Here is a 14956-nt window from a genome sequence, read left to right as displayed (position 1 = left end):
TGGTGGGCGATTTTAGCCCATCGCCGGCAGGTGCAGGAGATTCGCCGCCGCTTCTGGCGTGCTGGCCGGCGGGATGACGCCGAGCAGCGGCGCATCGATGCGTTGCCGCAGGGCCGCCAGGTTTTCCTCCCAGCGTGGCATGCCGGGGTCGATGCGGTTGGCGATCCAGCCCGCCAGCGGCAGGCCGCGCGCGGCGACGGCCTGGCAGGTGAGCAGCGCGTGGTTGATGCAGCCGAGGCGCAGGCCGACGACCAGGATGACCGGCAGCCCCAGCCGCGCGGCGAGGTCGGCGGCGTCGCAGGCGTCGCCGAGCGGGACGCAGAAGCCGCCGACGCCTTCCACCAGGACGGCGTCGGCCGTCTCACGCAGGCGCAGGAACGCCGTCGAGATATGTTCGAGGTCGATGGCGATCCCGGCTTCGGCGGCGGCGATGTGCGGCGCGATGGCCGGCTGGAACAGGTAGGGATTGACCAGTTCGGGCGGCGCCGCCACGCCGGAGGCGGCCTTCAGCTGCTCGACGTCGTCGTTCCTGCCCTGCGCGTCGGTGCCGGCGGCGACCGGCTTCATGCCCACGGCGCGGACGTCCCGCTGTTTCAGCGCCAGCAGCAGCGCGCAGGTGGCGAAGGTCTTGCCGACCTCGGTGTCGGTGCCGGTGACGAACCAGGCCGTGGCGTGCGGATTCGGTTGGCTGTTCATTTGCTTGCGTATCCCAGGAGAACGTCGTAGCTCGCCGGCAGGCCGGCCGGCGTGCGGAATTGCTCGTAGGCGGCCTCGACCCGCCGCCAGGCGGCGCGGCCGAGCATGCCCTGGCGGCCGTCCTCGCCGACGTTGTGCGCGCCGATGTCCTTGATCGAACGCAGCAGGGTGCGCAGGTCCGGGTAGAAGATCGTGTGCCGTTCGCGCACCAGGCGCATGCCGCGCAGCCCGGCGCGTTCCAGCGCCTGGCCGAGCGCGTCAGGTTCGTTGAAGGGCAGGGTATGCCGATGTCCGTCGATGCCGGCGAACGCCGCGCGCACCTCGGCAAAGGTGTCCGGGCACAGGGTGCTGAAGGCGATCCGCCCGCCGGGCCGGAGCACGCGCGCCGCTTCGCCGAACGCGGCGTCGGCGTCGCACCACTGGATCGACAGGCTGGACCACCAGAGATCGAAGCTGTGCGCGGCGAACGGCAGCCGTTCGAGGTCCGCCGCCAGCCGGTCGTCCAGCGCCGTGCGCGCCAGCGCCAGCATCGCCGGGGCGAAGTCGAGGCCGGCGACGCGGGCCGCGGGCCAGCGCCCGTGCAGGCTCGCGGCGCCGTAGCCGGTGCCGCAGCCGGCGTCCAGGATGCTCTCCGGCGGATCGCCGTCCCAGGCCAGCTCCGCCAGCAGGCGGTCGCAGACGCGGCGCTGCACCACGGCGGCGCCGTCGTAGGTGGCCGCCGCGCGGTCGAAGGCGTCGCGGACGCGGTGCTTAATCGATCCGGGAGGCATGGAGGAAATCGCCGACGAGGCGGGCGAAGCGCCCGGGGTCGTTGAGGAAAGGGGCGTGCGCCGCGTCCGCGAACACTTCCAGGCGCGCGTGCGGCAGGCGGTCCGCCAGCCACTGCGCGGCGGCGAGCGGCATCAGCGGGTCGTGCGCGCCGTGGATCAGCAGCAGCGGGCAGGCGATCTCCGGTGCCTGGATGCGCAGGTCCGTGTCGCGCAGCCAGCCGAGTCCGGCAAGCAGCGTCGGGGTTGCCGGCAGCGGCGACGACAGCACGTTCCGGGCGATGTCGCGACCGATCGGACGGGCCTTGCTGTCGCCTTGATTAAACAGAGCGATGAAACGTTGCAGCGTCGCCCGGCCGTCGTTCGCCACGGCGGCGGCGAAGTCGTCCAGCAGGGAGGCGGGCTGCGCCGCCGGCCAGTCCTCGTCCTGGGTGAAGCGTGGCGTCGCGCCGACGAGAATCAGCTTTCCGATCCGCTCCGGCGCCAGCCGCGCCGCCTGCATCGCCAGCAGGGCGCCGAGCGACCAGCCGCAGAGCGTCGCCTGCGCGGGCAGCGAATCGGCCAGCGCGCGCGCCGCCTCGGCGAAGGATCGCCCCGCGTCGGGCGTTTCCCCGTAGCCGGGCAGGTCGGCGAGGCGCACGTCGGCGACCTCGCGCAGCGCGTCGAGGCACGGCGACCACACCTCGCGGCGCAGGCCCCAGCCGTGGATCAGGACGAGATCGGGCCGCGTCATGCCAGCTCCCGCAGGGCGTCGATCAGTTGCCGGACGTGCGCTTCGTCGTGCGCGGCGCTGAGCGAGACGCGCAGGCGCGCGGTGCCCTTTGGTACCGTCGGCGGCCGGATCGCGGGCACCCACAGGCCGCGCTCGAACAGCGCCCGCGCGACGTCCACGGCCGCGTGGTTGTCGCCGACGATCACCGGCTGGATCGCCGTCGGCGAGGGCAGCAGACGCCAGCGCGTACCGGCCAGGCCGTCGCGCAGGAGGCCGGTCAGCCGCCGCAGGTGGTCGCGCCGCGCGTCGCCCTGGCGGATCAGTTCGAGACCGGCCAGCAGGGCGCAGGCCATGATCGGACTGGCGCCGGTGGTGAAGATGTAGGTGCGCGCGCGCTGCAGCAGCCATTCGACCACTGTCTCCGAGCCGGCGGCGAAGGCACCCGAGGCGCCGGCCGCCTTGCCCAGCGTGCCCATATAGACGACGCGCGGGTGGGCGGGAAGGCCGCAATGGCTGAGGCTGCCGCGCCCCTGCTCGCCGAGCACGCCGAAGCCGTGCGCGTCGTCGACCACCAGCCAGGCGTCGAAACGCTCGGCCAGTTGCAGCAGTTCGAGCAGCGGCGCGAGGTCGCCGTCCATGCTGAACACGGCGTCGGTGAGGATCAGCTTGCGCTTGGCCGTGCTCGCCGCGAGCAGCCGCGCGAGGGCGTCGATGTCGCCGTGCGGGTAGCGCGCGTGTTCGGCGCGGGCGAGCTGCGCCGCGTCGATCAGCGAAGCGTGGTTGAGCCGGTCGGCGAACACCGCGTCGCCGCGCCCGACCAGCGCGCCGACGATGCCGAGGTTGGCCATGTAGCCGGTCGAGAAGAGCAGCGCGCGATCGAAACCGGTGAACGCGGCGAGCGCCTCCTCCAGCGCCTGGTGCGGGGAAAGATGGCCGCTGACGAGGTGCGAGGCGCCGCTGCCGACGCCCCACTCCCGCGCGCCGGCGCAGGCGGCGTCGACCAGCGCCGGGTCGTTGGCGAGGCCCAGGTAGTCGTTGCTGCAGAAGCTGACCAGCTCGCGGCCGCCGACGCGGGCGAGCGGGCCGCAGGGCGCCGCGAGCGTGCGCCGCTGGCGCCTGAGGCCGTCGCGGTCGAGCCCGGCCAACCGGTCCGCGAGTTCGTCCCAGATCATGGCGCGAGCGCGGCCTCCAGGGCGCCGGCCACGGCGCGCCCGAGATGCGCGATCTCCTCGTCGTCGACGATGTACGGCGGCATCAGGTAGACCGTGGCGCCGATCGGGCGGGTCAGCGCCTCGCGTGCGAGCGCCGCGCGGTAGAAGCGGCGGGCGAACTGCGGGTCGTCGGTGGCCACGTCGAAGGCGGCGATCATGCCGCGCTGGCGAAGGTGGCGGACGTTCGGGTGGCCATCGAGCGGCGCCAGGGCCTCCGCCAGCTTGCGCGCGCGGACGGCGTTGCCCTCCAGCACCTGGTCCTCGGCGAAAATGTCGAGCGTCGCCAGCGCCGCGCGGCAGGCCAGCGCGTTGCCGGTGTAGGAGTGCGAATGCAGGAAGCCGCGCGCGGTGGCGTCGTCGTAGAAGGCCTGATACACGTCGTCCGTGGTGAGCACGATCGACAGCGGCAGGTAGCCGCCGGAAATGCCTTTCGACAGGCACAGGAAATCCGGCCGGATGCCCGCCTGCTCGTGCGCGAAGAAGGTGCCGGTGCGGCCGCAGCCGACGGCGATCTCGTCGCAGATCAGGTGCACCTCGTAGCGGTCGCACAGCGCGCGCGCCAGGCGCAGGTACTCGGGGTCGTGCATGGCCATGCCGCTGGCGCACTGGACCAGCGGCTCGACGATGAAGGCGGCGATGCTCGCATGGTGCGCTTCCAGGTGGCGTTCGAGCGCAGCGGCGGCGCGGCGGGCCGCGTCGGCCGGCGTCTCGCCGGGCTCGACCCGGCGCGCGTCGGGCGTCGGCACGGTGGCGGCGGCGCGCACCAGCGGCGCGTAGGCATCCCTGAAGATGGCCACGTCGGTGACGGCCAGCGCGCCGACCGTCTCGCCGTGGTAGCCGCCTTCGAGGCAGAGGAAATTCCGCTTCGCCTCGCGTCCCCGGTTGCGCCAGCTGTGGAACGACATTTTCAGCGCGATCTCGGTGGCCGAGGCGCCGTCGGAGGCGTAGAAGCAGTGTCCGAGCGCGCCGCCGGTCAGCGCCGACAGGCGTTCGGACAGCTCGATCACTGGCCGGTGGGTGAAGCCGGCCAGGATCACGTGTTCGAGTTCGTCGAGCTGCGCGCGCAGCGCGGCGTTGATGCGCGGGTTGGCGTGGCCGAACAGGTTGACCCACCACGAGCTGATGCCGTCCAGGTAGCGTTTGCCGTCGAAATCGTAAAGCCACGCGCCCTGGCCGCGCGCGACCGGGATCATCGGCAGCTCGCCGCCGGCATGCTGTTTCATCTGCGTGCACGGATGCCAGACGGCGGCCAGGCTGCGCCGGAGCAGGTCGGCGTTGTCCATGGCGTTCAGTGCAGCGTCTGCGACGGGGCGTTGCCGAGGTCGGGCATCTCGGCGTGCACCGTCTCACCCTCGACGTTCGGATACAGCGGCGCGCCGCAGTCGTCGCAGAACTCGAAGGGGAACTGCTGGTTGTGCACCACCACTTCCTTGATCCCCGATTCGCGCAGGATGCCCTCGACCTCGCCGACCACGTCGGTCGCCTCGTCCTCGCTGCCGAGCAGCGGCCAGACGATGCCGTGGTAGATGGCGTCGCCGTTGCGCGGGCCGAAGCCGATGCGGTATTCCTCCAGGCGCTTGTCGTGGAAGCCGCCGATGACCGCGCGCAGCGATTCGGCCGGCTTGCCGAGCGTGGTCTGCAGGAAGGCCACCGAGGCGCGCAGCGAGTAGGGGCGCGAGGCCATGTCGGCCAGCCGGCAGGCGGCGTGGTAGGCGTCGGCGAGCAGCGGCTGGAAGGCGCAGCCGGCGAGCAGCGGCTCCAGCGACGGGCCGCCCTGCTTGACCCATTCCTTCAGCGCCGATTCGCGCGTGACGCCGTCGGATTCGTTCCAGCGGAACAGCGGCATGCCGCGCGGCACGACGACGGCGCCGATCAGGTAGCGCGTGTCGGAGAGGAACTGGTTGGTCTCCGGCATGGCGGAAATGTCGAGCTGCGGCGCCTTGCCGCACAGCGCGGCGCCGCCGAGGTCGCGCATCAGCTGCCAGGTGTCGACGAAGCTGCGCGGCAGCTGGTCCGGGCTGTAGAGATAGTCGACCAGCGAAATCTGCGCCGCCGCCGAGAAGACGTGCGCGCCGAGCTGCACCTTGAGCGTCTGCAGCGCCTTGGCCGCGATCGTGCCGGCGGGGATCGAGAAGCGCGACCACGCCAGCAGCGGCGCGTTGAACAGCAGCACGTCGTAATCCTGGCCCTGGTGGGTCAGCACGCAGGATTCGGCGCGCGCCTCGATGGCGTCGGCGAGGCAGTCGTGCGCGGCCGCGTGCGAGTCGAACAGGCGGTCGAGCGCGGCGTTCAGGTCGTCCTCCGCGCCGTCCTGGAGGATGCGGTCGATCAGTTCGACGAGCTGCCGGTCCCAGAAATCCTCTTCCAGCCGCCCGCCGGATTCGGCCAGCCCGGTGGCCAGGCGGCCGAGTTCGGTGGCGTCCGAGGACATGCGTTTGCGCGAGGAGAGGCGGTTGCGTTTCATGGCGGGTTTCTGCGGATGGGAGAATCCGCTATTGTAGCAAGCGGCGGCCGCCGCCCGCGTCCCCGGAAAACCGCAGCGGCCGCCCCTTCCGCTCCGCTTTTTTTCGCCCGCATCCACTGCTTCCTCGCCGATTTCCGACCCGACCCATGATCATCCTGCTCTCTCCCGCCAAGTCGCTCGACTTCGAATCCCCGCTGACCGTCCAGGAGGCGTCGCTGCCCGATTTCCTCGACCGCTCGAAAATGCTGGTCGACCGGCTGCGGCGCCTGTCGCCGTCGGAAATCGCGTCGCTGATGGGCATCAGCGACGCGCTGGCGGCGCTCAATGCCGGCCGCTACGCCGAATGGACGGCGCCTTACCCGGACGGCAAGGCGCGGCAGGCGGTCCTCGCCTTCAACGGCGACGTTTACGAGGGGCTCGACGCGCGCTCGCTGGCCGAGGACGACCTGCGCTTCGCCCAGCGCCACCTGCGCATCCTCTCCGGCCTGTACGGCGTGCTGCGGCCGCTCGATCTGATCCTGCCGTACCGGCTGGAGATGGGCATCCGCCTCGCCACTCGGCAGGGCAAGGATCTGTACGCCTTCTGGGGCGAGCGCATCACCGACGCGCTGAACGCCGCCGCGCGCGCGGCGGACGCCTCGGCGGTGGTCAATCTGGCGTCGGTGGAGTATTTCAAGTCGGTCAAGGAGAAAAAGCTGGCCGTGCCGGTGATCCAGCCGGTGTTCGAGGACTGGAGCGGCGGGCGTTTCAAGGTGGTGAGCTTCTACGCCAAGCGCGCGCGGGGCGCCATGGCGCGCTTCGCCATCCGCCGCCGCTGCTTCGAGCCGGCGGAGCTGAAATCCTTCGACGAGGACGGCTACGCCTTCGCCGCCGAGGCTTCCGACGCGGCGCGCTGGGTGTTCCGGCGGCGGCTCGACTAGCCTTCCGGCAAAAAGGCCCGGACCGCCTCCTCCGCCGTCAGGATGGCGAAGGGCGGCGGGTTGAGGCGGTGCCGCGCCAGCCGGAGCAACTGCCTGTCGCGGGTGATGAGCACGTCGGCCCGGCAGCGGGCGGCCAGCGCCAGGAACTTCTGGTCGTCCGCGTCCCGGCAGCGCGGGAGCCGGTCCTCGGCCTCGGCCGCGGCGTCCCCGCAGATTTCCACCATGCCGCGGCAGGCGGCGATCAGGCCGTCCCGCGCCGCCGGCGAGAGTCCGAACTCCGGATACGCGGCGACGCGCTCCAGTTCGGCGAGGCACGCGGCGTCGCCGAAGCAGCGGACGCGGCCGGCGGCGATGGCCTCCTGCAGGCGCAGCGTGCGGCCGTCGCGGAAGTGCAGCATGTCCATGACGATGTTGGTGTCGAGCACGGCGCGGACGGCTCTCGGCGGGTTCTGGCGGGGCATATGCGAAAAAGGTTGTCGCGGGAAGGATAGACTCCTAAAATCAGCGGGATTGTCGCATGCCAGACTCCATTTCCATTTCCACGTTCCAGGAGGATTCCAGAGCGTGCTGCCGTTGCTGCGGAGTATCGAATCGATTTCGTCCTGCCGGGATCGGGGCAAGCTGCCCGCCGTCTTTCTCGGCGCGGTGGAGGCCTTGTTCGGCGGAGAGGTGGAGGCCGGCATCTTCTCGCGCGTCCGCGATCCGCAGGGCGGCAAGGCGCTGCGCCTCTGCGCGGGCACCGGCTCCGACCTGCCCGACGCGGTGTGGACCGACCTGGCCTGCCAGGCGCGGCCGGACGGCAGCCTGCTGTCCTCGCGCGAGGCGGGGCTGCATTGCGGGGCGATGGCGCTCGAATCGTCCGAATTGTGCGGCGGCCAGCTGGTGCTGGTCTTCGGCATCCGCCGCCCTCTCGTCGACGTCCAGGCCGACGCCATCGAGACCCTGGCGCGCATCTTCGGCAACCAGGTGCGGCTGATCGACTACAGCGAGCTCGATTCGCTGACCCGCCTGCTCAATCGCAAGACCTTCGACGAAACCTTCGATCGCCTGCTCACCGCGTCGTCCGTATCGAGCTGCGACTTCTGGCGCCACGAGCGGCGGCTGCACGAGGAGGAGTATCCGGCCTGGCTGGGCGTCATCGACATCGATCATTTCAAGCGCATCAACGACTCCTTCGGCCACCTGTTCGGCGACGAGGTGCTGCTGCGCATGGGCGACCTGCTGCGCAAGACCTTCCGCGACGGCGACCGCCTGTTCCGCTTCGGCGGCGAGGAGTTCGTGGTGATCCTCAACGCGCCGGACCGGGAACTGGCGGAAGCCGGCTTCGAGCGTTTCCGCTCCTCGGTCGAAAAACACGAATTCCCGCAGGTCGGCAAGGTGACCTGCTCGATCGGTTTCACCGCCGTTTCGAAGCGGGACGTGCCCACCGACGCGGTGGGGCGCGCCGACGAGGCGCTGTACTGCGCCAAGCGTTTCGGGCGCAACTGGGTGTGCTGCTACGAGCAGCTGCTCGCGCAGGGCGTGATCGTCGCCTCCGAGCCGCTGGCGGCGAAGATCGCCGAGAACTTCGACATCGACGCGCTGTTCGGCTGAACCCCGCGCGACCCCGTATACTCGCCGGTTCCGTAACCACGCCTTTCCCGCGATGAGCAAGATTTTCCTGGCACCCATGGAGGGCCTGGCCGACGCCCTGCTGCGCGACCTGCTCACGCGGGCGGGCGGCTACGACGGCGCGGTCTGCGAGTTCATCCGCGTGTCGGGCACGACGCTGCCCGCGCGCACCTTCCGGCGCGTCTGCCCCGAACTCGACGACGGCGGCCGCACGCCCAGCGGCTCGCCGGTCGCCGTCCAGCTGCTGGGCAGCTGCCCGGAACGCATGGGCGAGACCGCCGCCCGGCTGGCCCGGCTGTCGCCGCACGGCATCGACCTCAATTTCGGCTGCCCCGCGCCGACGGTCAACCGGCACGGCGGCGGCGCCATGCTGCTCGACGATCCCGACCTGCTCCTGCGCATCGTCGCTGCCGTGCGCCGCGCGGTGCCCGAGGCGATCCCGGTGACGGCCAAGATGCGCCTGGGCGTCCGCGACACGGCGCGCACGCTGGACTGCGCCGCCGCGCTGCAGGCGGGCGGCGCCGCGGCGCTGGTGGTGCATGCGCGCACCAAGGTCGAGGGCTACCGCCCGCCGGCGCACTGGGAATGGATCGGCCGGGTGCGCGAAGCCGTGGCCGTGCCGGTGATCGCCAACGGCGAAATCTGGTCGCCGGACGATTACGCCCGCTGCCGCGCGGTGAGCGGCTGCGCCGACGTGATGCTCGGGCGCGGCGCGGTGGCCGACCCCTTCCTGGCCCGGCGCCTCCGGCGGGCGGAAGGGGATGGCTGTTACGGCCCGCACGACCCGGCCGCGGACTGGCCCGAGCTGTCCGTCCTGCTGCTCGAATTCTGGCAGCGGGTGAAAGCGCGCCTGCTGCTCCAGCATGCGCCGGGACGGCTGAAACTGTGGCTGAACCTGCTGCGGCGCGGCTATCCGCAGGCGAACCTGCTCTATCACCGGATACGCGCCTGCAGCGACGTCGGCGCCGTCGCCGCGGCGCTGGAGGCGGCGGCCGCCGCGCGCTAGGGCCATGCAGGCGAACTCCCGCGTTCCGGCCAGCGCCCAGACGGCGGTGCACGAGCAGCTGCCGGCGCTGCTCGAACGCCATCGGCGGGCGCCGTTCCGCAAGCCCTGCGCCGACTACAACCGCGCCGCGTTCGCCGCCAGCATCGGGCGCTGGCGGTGCGCGGCGCCGGACGCGCCGCTGATCCTCGACGCCTGCTGCGGCACCGGCGAAAGCACGCTCGCCCTGGCGGCCCTTTTCCCGGACCATTACGTGCTCGGCGTCGACCAGTCGGCGGTGCGCCTGCGGCGGCGCCTGGCGGCACAGGACGGCGGCGGCGAGCCGCTGCCGCCCAATGCCGGCTTCGCCCGCGCCGACCTGGTCAACTACTGGCGCCTGCTGCGCGACGAGGGCGTCCGTCTGGCGCGCCAATACCTGCTCTATCCGAACCCCTGGCCCAAGATCGGCCACCTCTCCCGCCGCTGGCACGGCCATCCGGTGTTCCCCGCCGTGCTGGAACTCGGCGGCGTGCTCGAATGCCGCAGCAACTGGCGCATCTACGTCGAGGAGTTCTGTCTCGCGGTCGGCGCGCTGAGCGGGCGGGAAGCGCTCTGCGAACCGTTCGTCCCGGACGCGCCGCTGACGCCGTTCGAACGCAAATACCTGGCGTCCGGGCATGCGCTGTACCGGGCCGTGGTCAACCTGCGCACCTGATGCGTCACGTAGGCGACACGTTTTCGGGGGATAATCGCGAGTTTCCCGATTCGCGACGGTGATCCATGCGTTCAATCTGTGTTTTCTGCGGCGCCTCGGCGGGGCGCGAGGCGGCCTATGCCGCGGCCGCCGCGGCGTTCGGCCGGCTGCTGGCCGGCGAGGGCATCGAACTGGTCTGGGGCGGTGGCAACGTCGGACTGATGGGCGTGCTGGCCGACGCCGTGCTCGGCGCCGGCGGGCGGGCGTACGGAGTGATCCCGTCGTTCATGGCCGAGCGCGAGCTGGCGCACCCGCAGGCCACCGAAATGCGGGTGGTCGACAGCATGCATGCGCGCAAGGCGGCCATGGCCGACCGGGCCGACGCCTTCGTGGCCCTGCCCGGCGGCTTCGGGACGCTCGACGAACTGTTCGAGATCGTCACCTGGGCGCAACTGCACATCCATGCCAAGCCGGTCGGACTGCTCAACGTGCAGGGCTTCTACGACCCGCTGCTGGCGATGGCGCGGCACATGTCGGCGGCGGGCTTCGTCAAGCCGCAGCACCTCGGCCTGCTGCACGTGGCCGCGGACGCTCCCGGACTGCTGCGCTCGATGCGCGGATACGCCGCGCCGGAGGGCGACTGGCTCGCGCAGAAGCTGGCGCCCGACGCGCGCTGAAGGCGGCGCGCACGAAGGGTTTGCGGCGTGGGCGCCGCTGGGAGACAATCTGCGCCTCGTCCCGTTTCACCGAAGTCGAACGTGCCTGAACAAGCCTGTCTGAGTTGCGGCGCCTGCTGCGCCGCGTTTCGCGTCGATTTTCACCGCGAGGATCTGGCCGTCGCCGGCAAGGGCGGCGTGCCGGAGCGGATGGCCATCCGCCTGACGCCGACGCTGTACCGCATGTGCGGCACGGACGACGCGCCGCCGCGCTGCATCGCGCTGGAGGGCGAGATCGGCAAGAGCGTGCGCTGCTCGATCTACCGCGAGCGCCCCGGCCCCTGCCGCGATTTCGCGCCGTACGCGCCGCTCGGCATGGGCGACGAGGCCTGCGACCGCGCGCGGCGGCGCTACGGCCTGCCGCCGCTCGAACTGTGACCCGCCGTGGCGCGGGCAATACCGTGAGGAGACACCGTGACGATCGCGCTTGAAGTCCGCGGCGAGCACATCCGGCTCGACCAGCTGCTGAAAACGACGGGGCTGTGCCATTCCGGCGGCCAGGCGCACGCCGAGATCGATGCCGGCCGGGTGCGCGTGGACGGTACGGTGGAAACCCGCCGGCGCGCCAAGCTGCGGCCGGGGCAGCGCGTCGATTACGCGGGCGAGACGGTGGTGCTGGCGTAACGCCGCCGGCCGGGGATTTCTTTCGGCGGCCTCTTTTGTGCGTTTCGTGCACAATTGGCAGCAACTCCTGAAATAATATCAAGTCGCCGCGCCAATGCAGTGGCAAGGCCCGGCGCTAAAATGGCCGTCCCGGAATTCCAGCCTTTTTCATTTTTGATCTTTCTGAAAGGACGTTCTCATGCTCGAATCCTATCGTGCCCATGTCGCTGAACGGGCGGCCCTCGGCGTGCCGCCGCTGCCGCTGAGCGCCAAACAGACCCAGGAGCTGATCGGCCTGCTCAAGAATCCGCCGAAAGGGGAAGAGCAGGTACTGGTCGAACTGATCAGCTACCGCGTCCCGGCGGGCGTCGATGACGCCGCCAAGGTCAAGGCCGAATTCCTGGCCAAGGTCGCCAAGGGCGAGGAATCCTGTGCGCTGATCTCCCGCGTCAAGGCCACCGAACTGCTCGGCACCATGCTCGGCGGCTACAACGTCAAGCCGCTGATCGACGTGCTCGGCGACGCCGAAGTCGGCGCCGTGGCCGCCGAGGCGCTGAAGAAGACCCTGCTCATCTTCGACTACTTCAACGACGTCAAGGCGCTGGCCGACAAGGGCAACGCCAACGCCCAGGCCGTGCTCAAGTCCTGGGCCGACGCCGAGTGGTTCACCTCGCGTCCGGAAGTCCCGGCCAGCCAGAAGCTGACCGTGTTCAAGGTCACCGGCGAAACCAACACCGACGACCTGTCGCCGGCCCCCGACGCCACCACGCGCCCGGACATCCCGCTGCACGCGCTGGCCATGCTGAAGAACCCGCGCCCCGGCATCGAACCCGAGCAGCCCGGCGTGCGCGGCCCGATCAAGCAGCTGCAGGAACTGGCCAAGAAGGGCAACCTGATCGCCTACGTCGGCGACGTGGTCGGCACCGGCTCCTCGCGCAAGTCCGCGGCCAACTCCGTGCTGTGGTGGACCGGCGAGGACATTCCCTTCGTGCCGAACAAGCGTTGCGGCGGCGTCACCCTCGGCTCCAAGATCGCCCCGATCTTCTACAACACCCTGGAAGACTCCGGCGCGCTGCCCGTCGAGATCGACGTCGCGCAGATGGAAATGGGCGACGAGCTCGAACTGAAGATCGACGCCGCCACGACCAAGGTCGTGGCGCTGAAGAACGGCCAGGTCATCGCCGAAGCGCAGCTGAAGACGCCGGTGATCCTCGATGAAGTGCGCGCCGGCGGCCGCATCCCGCTGATCATCGGCCGCGCCCTGACCGGCCGCGCCCGCGCCGCGCTCGGCCTGCCGCCCTCGACGCTGTTCAAGGCGCCGCAGGAACCCGCCGATACCGGCAAGGGCTACTCCCTGGCGCAGAAGATCGTCGGCCGCGCCTGCGGCCTGCCGGAAGGCAAGGGCGTGCGTCCGAACGCCTACTGCGAACCGAAGATGACCACCGTCGGCTCGCAGGACACCACCGGCCCGATGACCCGCGACGAACTGAAGGACCTGGCCTGCCTGGGCTTCTCGGCTGACCTCGTCATGCAGTCGTTCTGCCACACCGCCGCGTATCCGAAGCTGGTCGACATCAAGACCCACCGCACGCTGCCGGGCTTCATCACCACCCGTTCCGGCATCTCGCTGCGCCCGGGCGACGGCGTCATCCACAGCTGGCTGAACCGCATGTGCCTGCCGGACACCGTCGGCACCGGCGGCGACTCGCACACGCGCTTCCCGATCGGCATCTCCTTCCCGGCCGGCTCCGGCCTGGTGGCCTTCGCCGCCGCCACCGGCACCATGCCGCTGGACATGCCCGAATCGGTGCTGGTGCGCTTCAAGGGCACGATGCAGCCGGGCATCACGCTGCGCGACCTGGTCAACGCCATTCCGTACTACGCCATCAAGCAGGGCCTGATGACCGTCGAGAAGAAGGGCAAGAAGAACGTCTTCAACGGCCGCATCCTCGAAATCGAAGGGCTGCCGGACCTCAAGGTCGAACAGGCCTTCGAGCTCACCGACGCCTCGGCCGAGCGTTCCGCCGCCGCCTGCACCGTGCAGCTGAACAAGGAACCGATCATCGAGTACCTGCGTTCGAACGCCACGCTGCTCAAGTGGATGATCGCCAACGGCTACCAGGACGCCCAGGCGCTGGCCCGCCGCGTCAAGGCCATGGAGGACTGGATCGCCAATCCGCAACTGCTGAAGGCCGACGCCGACGCCGAGTACGCCGCGGTGATCGAGATCGACCTGGCCGAGATCAAGGAGCCGATCGTCGCCTGCCCGAACGACCCGGACGACGTGAAGCTGCTGTCCGAAGTCGCCGGCACCAAGATCGACGAAGTGTTCATCGGCTCGTGCATGACCAACATCGGCCACTTCCGCGCCGCCGGCAAGATCCTCGACGGCCAGAGCGACATCCCGACCCGTCTGTGGATCGCCCCGCCGACCAAGATGGACGCGCTGATCCTCACCGAGGAAGGCTACTACGGCGTGCTCGGTAAGAGCGGCGCGCGCATGGAGATGCCGGGATGCTCGCTGTGCATGGGCAACCAGGCGCAGATCAGGAAGGGCAGCACCGCGATGTCGACCTCGACGCGCAACTTCCCGAACCGCCTGGGCATCGACACCAACGTCTTCCTCGGCTCGGCCGAACTGGCCGCGATCTGCTCGCTGGTCGGCAAGATCCCGACCGTGGCCGAGTACATGGAGCGCATCCAGTCGGTCAACGCCAAGGCGGCCGACGTGTATCGCTACATGAACTTCGACCAGATCGCCGAGTTCCAGGAAGCGGCGGAAAGCGTCACGGTTTGACGCGCAGTACAGGGTAAGTCAAAGCGGCCCGGCGATTGCCGGGCCGTTTTTTTTCGGCTTTTGGCAGCCGGTTTACAAAGTTTTTCCTTACTTCTGAAATTGATGGAGGTTCGCAGTTTGCGAACTGCGAACCTCCATCACAAACCTCTACCCATATCTCCGGCGGCCACCGCGCGTCTGTCGCCGACCGCGCTACCCTCCGAGCGCCTGATGGCGCGGACAGGAGACCAGGTGGTCGTTCACCATGCCGGTCGCCTGCATGTGGGCGTAGATCACCGTCGGGCCGACGAAGCGGAAGCCGCGTCGCTTGAGTTCCTTGGACAGCGCCTGGGCGGCCGGGGTGTGCGCCGGCACTTGGTCGAGGCTGCGCCAGCGGTTGACCACCGGGCGTCCGTCGACGAAGCGCCAGAAAAGTTCGTCCAGGCTGTCGCCGGCTTCGTGGAGCGCCAGCACGGCGCGGGCGTTGTCGATGGCGGCGGCGATCTTCAGGCGGTTGCGCACGATGCCGGCGTCGGCCAGCAGGCGCGCGACGTCGCGCTCGCCGTAGCGGGCGATCTTTTCCGGATCGAAGCCGTCGAAGGCGTGCCGGTAGTTCTCGCGCTTGCGCAGGATGGTGATCCACGACAGCCCGGCCTGGGCGCCTTCGAGGATCAGGAATTCGAATAGCGCGCGCTCGTCGTGGCAGGGCACACCCCATTCAGCGTCGTGGTAGGCGACGTAGAGCGGGTCGTTCCCGCACCACGGGCAGCGTTCCGGGGCGGCGTGCATGGTCGTTTTCTCGCT

Annotated in this window: 16 protein-coding genes; 8 read left to right on the top strand and 8 right to left on the bottom strand. The window is 70.2% G+C overall.

The features are described 5' to 3' along the window. Positions 1–12 precede the first annotated feature (12 nt). From bioD to QM701_RS04945, 6 genes are read right to left on the bottom strand one after another with little or no spacing between them, the layout of a single operon-like run. Positions 13–696 (bottom strand): dethiobiotin synthase, encoded by a 684-nt coding sequence (gene bioD / locus QM701_RS04970; RefSeq protein ID WP_415165983.1) that lies wholly within the window; start codon positions 694–696, stop codon positions 13–15. Next, positions 693–1466, bottom strand: a complete 774-nt coding sequence (bioC, locus tag QM701_RS04965; RefSeq protein WP_415165982.1) for a malonyl-ACP O-methyltransferase BioC — start codon at positions 1464–1466, stop codon at positions 693–695. The genes bioD and bioC overlap by 4 nt, the downstream gene beginning before the upstream one ends. Beyond that, positions 1447–2196 (bottom strand): alpha/beta fold hydrolase, encoded by a 750-nt coding sequence (locus tag QM701_RS04960; RefSeq protein WP_415165981.1) that lies wholly within the window; start codon positions 2194–2196, stop codon positions 1447–1449. The genes bioC and QM701_RS04960 overlap by 20 nt, the downstream gene beginning before the upstream one ends. Next, complete coding sequence (gene bioF / locus QM701_RS04955; protein WP_415165980.1) at positions 2193–3347, bottom strand: 8-amino-7-oxononanoate synthase; 1155 nt, start codon at positions 3345–3347, stop codon at positions 2193–2195. Before bioF ends, QM701_RS04960 begins: the two co-directional genes overlap by 4 nt. Continuing rightward, positions 3344–4669, bottom strand: a complete 1326-nt coding sequence (locus tag QM701_RS04950; protein WP_415165979.1) for an adenosylmethionine--8-amino-7-oxononanoate transaminase — start codon at positions 4667–4669, stop codon at positions 3344–3346. The genes bioF and QM701_RS04950 overlap by 4 nt, the downstream gene beginning before the upstream one ends. Before the next feature lie 5 nt (positions 4670–4674). Then, positions 4675–5850 carry a DUF2863 family protein gene (locus QM701_RS04945; RefSeq protein ID WP_415165978.1) on the bottom strand — a complete coding sequence of 392 codons (1176 nt, stop codon included), beginning with the start codon at positions 5848–5850 and terminating at the stop codon, positions 4675–4677. Between the two features lie 146 nt (positions 5851–5996). On the opposite strand from QM701_RS04945, the gene yaaA reads away from it, so the two are divergent. Next, positions 5997–6770, top strand: coding sequence for a peroxide stress protein YaaA (gene yaaA, locus QM701_RS04940; RefSeq protein WP_415165977.1), 774 nt, complete (start codon positions 5997–5999; stop codon positions 6768–6770). Here yaaA and QM701_RS04935 read toward each other — a convergent pair. Further along, positions 6767–7195 (bottom strand): putative toxin-antitoxin system toxin component, PIN family, encoded by a 429-nt coding sequence (locus QM701_RS04935; RefSeq protein WP_415165976.1) that lies wholly within the window; start codon positions 7193–7195, stop codon positions 6767–6769. The two genes, yaaA and QM701_RS04935, sit on opposite strands and share 4 nt — an antisense overlap. Positions 7196–7334: 139 nt before the next feature. Here QM701_RS04935 and QM701_RS04930 point away from each other — a divergent pair, with 139 nt between their 5' ends. The 7 genes from QM701_RS04930 (at position 7335) to QM701_RS04900 (ending at position 14173) form a co-directional block, all read left to right on the top strand. Further along, entirely contained in the window at positions 7335–8363 is a 1029-nt protein-coding gene (locus QM701_RS04930) for a GGDEF domain-containing protein (RefSeq protein WP_415165975.1), read from the top strand. A gap of 52 nt (positions 8364–8415) precedes the next feature. Continuing rightward, the gene (locus QM701_RS04925; RefSeq protein WP_415165974.1) at positions 8416–9387 is read left to right on the top strand and encodes a tRNA dihydrouridine synthase; all 972 of its coding nucleotides are present in this window, start codon (positions 8416–8418) and stop codon (positions 9385–9387) included. 4 nt (positions 9388–9391) lie between these two features. Next, a complete protein-coding gene (gene trmB / locus QM701_RS04920) occupies positions 9392–10078 on the top strand; it encodes a tRNA (guanine(46)-N(7))-methyltransferase TrmB (RefSeq protein WP_415165973.1) in 687 nt (228 codons plus the stop codon). A 65-nt stretch (positions 10079–10143) separates the two neighbouring features. After that, a complete protein-coding gene (locus tag QM701_RS04915; RefSeq protein ID WP_415165972.1) occupies positions 10144–10734 on the top strand; it encodes a TIGR00730 family Rossman fold protein in 591 nt (196 codons plus the stop codon). An 81-nt stretch (positions 10735–10815) separates the two neighbouring features. Next, positions 10816–11151 (top strand): YkgJ family cysteine cluster protein, encoded by a 336-nt coding sequence (locus QM701_RS04910; RefSeq protein ID WP_415165971.1) that lies wholly within the window; start codon positions 10816–10818, stop codon positions 11149–11151. A gap of 36 nt (positions 11152–11187) precedes the next feature. Next, positions 11188–11397 carry an RNA-binding S4 domain-containing protein gene (locus QM701_RS04905; RefSeq protein ID WP_415165970.1) on the top strand — a complete coding sequence of 70 codons (210 nt, stop codon included), beginning with the start codon at positions 11188–11190 and terminating at the stop codon, positions 11395–11397. 178 nt (positions 11398–11575) lie between these two features. Next, the gene (locus tag QM701_RS04900; RefSeq protein WP_415165969.1) at positions 11576–14173 is read left to right on the top strand and encodes a bifunctional aconitate hydratase 2/2-methylisocitrate dehydratase; all 2598 of its coding nucleotides are present in this window, start codon (positions 11576–11578) and stop codon (positions 14171–14173) included. Positions 14174–14365: 192 nt separating this feature from the next. On the opposite strand, the gene QM701_RS04895 is transcribed toward QM701_RS04900, so the two are convergent. Continuing rightward, positions 14366–14941, bottom strand: a complete 576-nt coding sequence (locus QM701_RS04895) for a DNA-3-methyladenine glycosylase I (protein WP_415165968.1) — start codon at positions 14939–14941, stop codon at positions 14366–14368. Between the last annotated feature and the right edge of the window lie 15 nt (positions 14942–14956).

The sequence above is a fragment of the Propionivibrio sp. genome, assembly GCF_047602565.1.
GTDB lineage: Bacteria > Pseudomonadota > Gammaproteobacteria > Burkholderiales > Rhodocyclaceae > Propionivibrio.
Note: the sequence above shows the minus strand (reverse complement) of the source record. Positions and strands in the feature narration are given on the sequence as shown.